This window comes from Psychrobacter sp. Ps6 (assembly GCF_022129235.1).
In the GTDB taxonomy this organism is placed as follows: domain Bacteria; phylum Pseudomonadota; class Gammaproteobacteria; order Pseudomonadales; family Moraxellaceae; genus Psychrobacter.
The window spans coordinates 1-3,471 of sequence record NZ_JADQAI010000037.1 but is presented as its reverse complement, the minus strand read 5'-3'; the positions used below and the strand labels follow the sequence as shown (position 1 = coordinate 3,471).

Below are 3,471 nucleotides of genomic sequence, written 5' to 3'. Positions count from 1 at the left end.
TGCCTGAAACATTAGCGCAAAATATTAAGACATTTATTGCAGAGCGTTATCAAACTAAGCTCGAAGAAAATCAGAAAGCTTATGATAAAAATAAGGCTGCAGCAGTAACGGCTGAAGATTTTGATCGTATTGAAAGTCAGTTTTTAGCAGATAAAGAAAAGTTGCTGCAGCAATTTGAATTTAATGCATGGATTGATAATGCCGCTCGTCGAGCCAATCAAATCAGTATGGCAACACATGCGTTGAAATTTACAAACAGCTCGGCAAAAGGCAGTAATGTGCTGGCGCATGAGCTTGGTCATGATGCTCGTTATTTAGATACTGAAATAATTCAAGAAAAAGCGATTGATGCGGTAGGTAATGCTGCCGCGCTTGATGTGGCTCGCTTTTTACAGCTTACTGATGAAAATGGCTTATCTCTTTTATCTTATTTAGCTAAGGCTGATCATCGACCTTTGGCTCTGATTGCTAAGAGTGATAAAGAGCTAATACATTGGCTTGATGGATTAAAACAGGCGTTACGAGATACTTCTCCTAGCAGCCATGTGTTAGGAAAACAGATCTATTTTCCTGTTAGTGACAATGAATATCATCTGTTGGCTCCGCTGTATTCATCATCCTTAGCTCAAGTGCTGTTTGATGCGGTTCAGTACAGCCGTTTTAGTCAAGAGATGAAAGTCATTCGAGAGGCAAAGCGCCATAATGATTTTCATCCACAGCCGTTAATCGCATATCCCAATTTGGCGGTTACCGTATCTGGGGGTTCCAAACCACAAAATGTCTCGCAACTCAATAATAAACGAAGTGGTAAAACCTATCTCTTTTCTGCGGCTCCACCTAATTGGCAAGCACAAAATAAACCTCCTCTTGGTTTGGATTCAATTTTGCAGCATCGTGATATTTATTATCACACTCAAGAGCCCATTACTCGGTTGACTCAGTTTCTTATTAAGCTTAATGCCGCTTCGACTGAGAGTAATATGCGGATCCGTCACTATATCGTAAATACGGTTGATGAAGTGATTGATCAGATTTTGTTAGTGGCGGCGAAGTGGCAGCAATTACCCGCAGGTTGGAGCGATAAATCGGATCTTCCGTTAGCTCAGCGTCGTTGGCTTGATCCCAATAACAGTCAATGGGATCGCTTTGATGATCACTGGCAACAAGCGATTGCTGAGAATGTAGGGCTTTGGCTTAAAGATAAGGTAAATAAAGGCAGTCAAAACCACTTTACTTTAGGTCAGATTGAAGCAATGGAATGGCAAAAACAGTGCTTAAATGCATTACAGGAGATCGCATAATGGAACAGTATTTGGTGTTAAAGCAGATTGATGTGACCAATGCTAATGCGATTTCAGGCTTTACTTACGGTTTTCCTGCTATTACTCATTTTTTGGGGTATGTGCATGCACTCTCTCGTAAGTTAACACATCGAGGAATTACGTTATCTGATGTTGCTGTGGTATGCCATCAACATCAAACGCACGCTTATCGTGAATCAGCTTATGAGCCGTACTCTTTCGCTTTAACCCGTAACCCGTTAACAAAAGAGGGGAAAACGGCTCCAATTAATGAAGAAGGCCGTATGTCGATGACGGTTTCCTTGATCATTAAAGCCAGTGGTATTCCAAATCATGTGGATAGTGAAAAACAAGCCACTTGTGAGTTAATTAAACAATTGGCAGAACAGCAAAAATTAGCTGGTGGTCGGATTGTGTCGATCCGTTCTTGCCAACTGGCTAAAGACAATGCAACGGCGAAAACCCTGCTTCGAGGTTTATTGCCAGGTTTTGTGCTGGTGGATCGCTCCGATTTAATGGCAATTAACGAACAAGACCAAGAGACCGTTTCTCATTGGTTGAGCTTTTCTGCTCTTAAATATCAATCGGTTGAGCTTAAAAAATACGACGAAAGCCAAGATCGAGAAGAGTCTTATATTGAATGGCAACGAATCGCAAAACCAGCGGGATATTTGGTTCCTATTCAGATCGGCTATAAAGCAATATCACCTTTGTATGAAGCCGGAACAGTAGCAAATGTTCGTGATATTGAAACATCAGTAAGCTTTGTTGAAGCGGTACACAGCATTGGTGAATGGGTTGGCGCTCCAAGTCGAATTGCATCGATGGATCAAATTTTATGGCGTTATCACTATCATGCTCCGTTTTACGTCGCACACTCTCAACAACAGAGTATGAATGGTGACTTAATGCCAATATCACCAGATAACAAAATTGAATATAACGAAGATTATTAAAGGAATAATGACAATGAGCAAATTAGAAACTCCATCAGTATTAGCGTTTGAAGCCAAATTAGTATGTTCGGATGCCATTATGTTTGCTGGTAATTGGGAAGAGCGTGACACCGTTGCCTCTTGGGCTCCGATTTTAGTTACTGAAAAGTCGGTACGCGGCACAATTTCAAATCGTTTGAAAGGGGCAAAAGCGAGCAAAATTGATGCTGAAGTCGAAAAAGCCAATTTACAAACGGTTGATAATGCAGCACTTAATTTTGATACCGATACCTTAAAGGTAACATTTTCGCTACGAGTATTGGGTAATTTAGGGGTTCCATCAACCTGTAATAATCCCGATTATCAGCAAGCACTAGCCAGTAAAATTACAACCTATGTACAAGAAGAGGGGTTTACTGAACTGGCAACTCGTTACGCGCTTAATTTAGCTAATGGTCGTTTTTTATGGCGCAATCGCGTTGGAGCTGAGCAGGTTGAAGTTCGTATTTCTCATCAGGAACAGACATGGTGTTTTGATTCGCTAAATTATTCGCTACGTGATTTTGATGAGCGAGATCAGGATATTAAAGCCATTGCGACGGTTATTGAGCAGGGGCTTATGGGGGAAAAACCAACACTACTCACGGTAGAAGCGTTTGTTCAGTTAGGTGAGGGACAAACAGTGTTCCCATCGCAAGAGTTGGTGATGAATACTGGAGATAAGAAAAGTAAGTATCTGTATCAATTATCAGGTCAAGCGGCAATGCACTCGCAAAAAATCGGTAATGCATTACGTACTATTGATACTTGGTATCCTGCGGCGGGCGAATGTGGGCCTATTGCTATTGAACCGTATGGTAGTGTGACCAATCGTGGTATTGCTTACCGTAAGCCAAAAGAGAAGACAGATTTTTATACATTGCTTGATGGTTGGATGCTAAAAGATAAGCAGCCAACAACATGTGAATTGCACTATATGATGGCAATGTTAATTCGTGGTGGGGTATTTGGAGAGTAATATGGATTATTATTTAGATATCCAAGTTGAGCCTGATTTAGAGATCACCGCTCCTGCGTTATTGAATAATCTATTTGCTAAGTTTCATCGTGCGATGAGTCAGTGTTGCATTGGTAGGATTGCCGTAAGCTTTCCATCTTACAATAAGTCGCTAGGTGAAACGCTGCGTTTACATGGTACACAGGCAGATCTTGATGAACTAATGGCTTTACCTTGG

The 3,471-nt window shown here is 41.2% G+C and carries 4 protein-coding genes; all 4 read left to right on the top strand.

Annotated elements, in window-relative coordinates:
- Positions 1–1,301: type I-F CRISPR-associated protein Csy1 (csy1, locus tag I3255_RS13365; protein WP_238039251.1), on the top strand; the 1,301-nt coding region annotated here is incomplete at its 5' end.
- On the top strand, positions 1,301–2,257 hold the full coding sequence (csy2, locus tag I3255_RS13360) for a type I-F CRISPR-associated protein Csy2 (protein WP_238039250.1): 957 nt from the start codon (positions 1,301–1,303) through the stop codon (positions 2,255–2,257). The genes csy1 and csy2, both read left to right, overlap by 1 nt.
- Before the next feature lie 7 nt (positions 2,258–2,264).
- Positions 2,265–3,254: a type I-F CRISPR-associated protein Csy3 gene (gene csy3 / locus I3255_RS13355; protein WP_238039249.1), complete on the top strand. Its 990-nt coding sequence runs from the start codon at positions 2,265–2,267 to the stop codon at positions 3,252–3,254.
- A gap of 1 nt (position 3,255) precedes the next feature.
- Positions 3,256–3,471: type I-F CRISPR-associated endoribonuclease Cas6/Csy4 (gene cas6f, locus I3255_RS13350; protein WP_238039248.1), on the top strand; the 216-nt coding region annotated here is incomplete at its 3' end.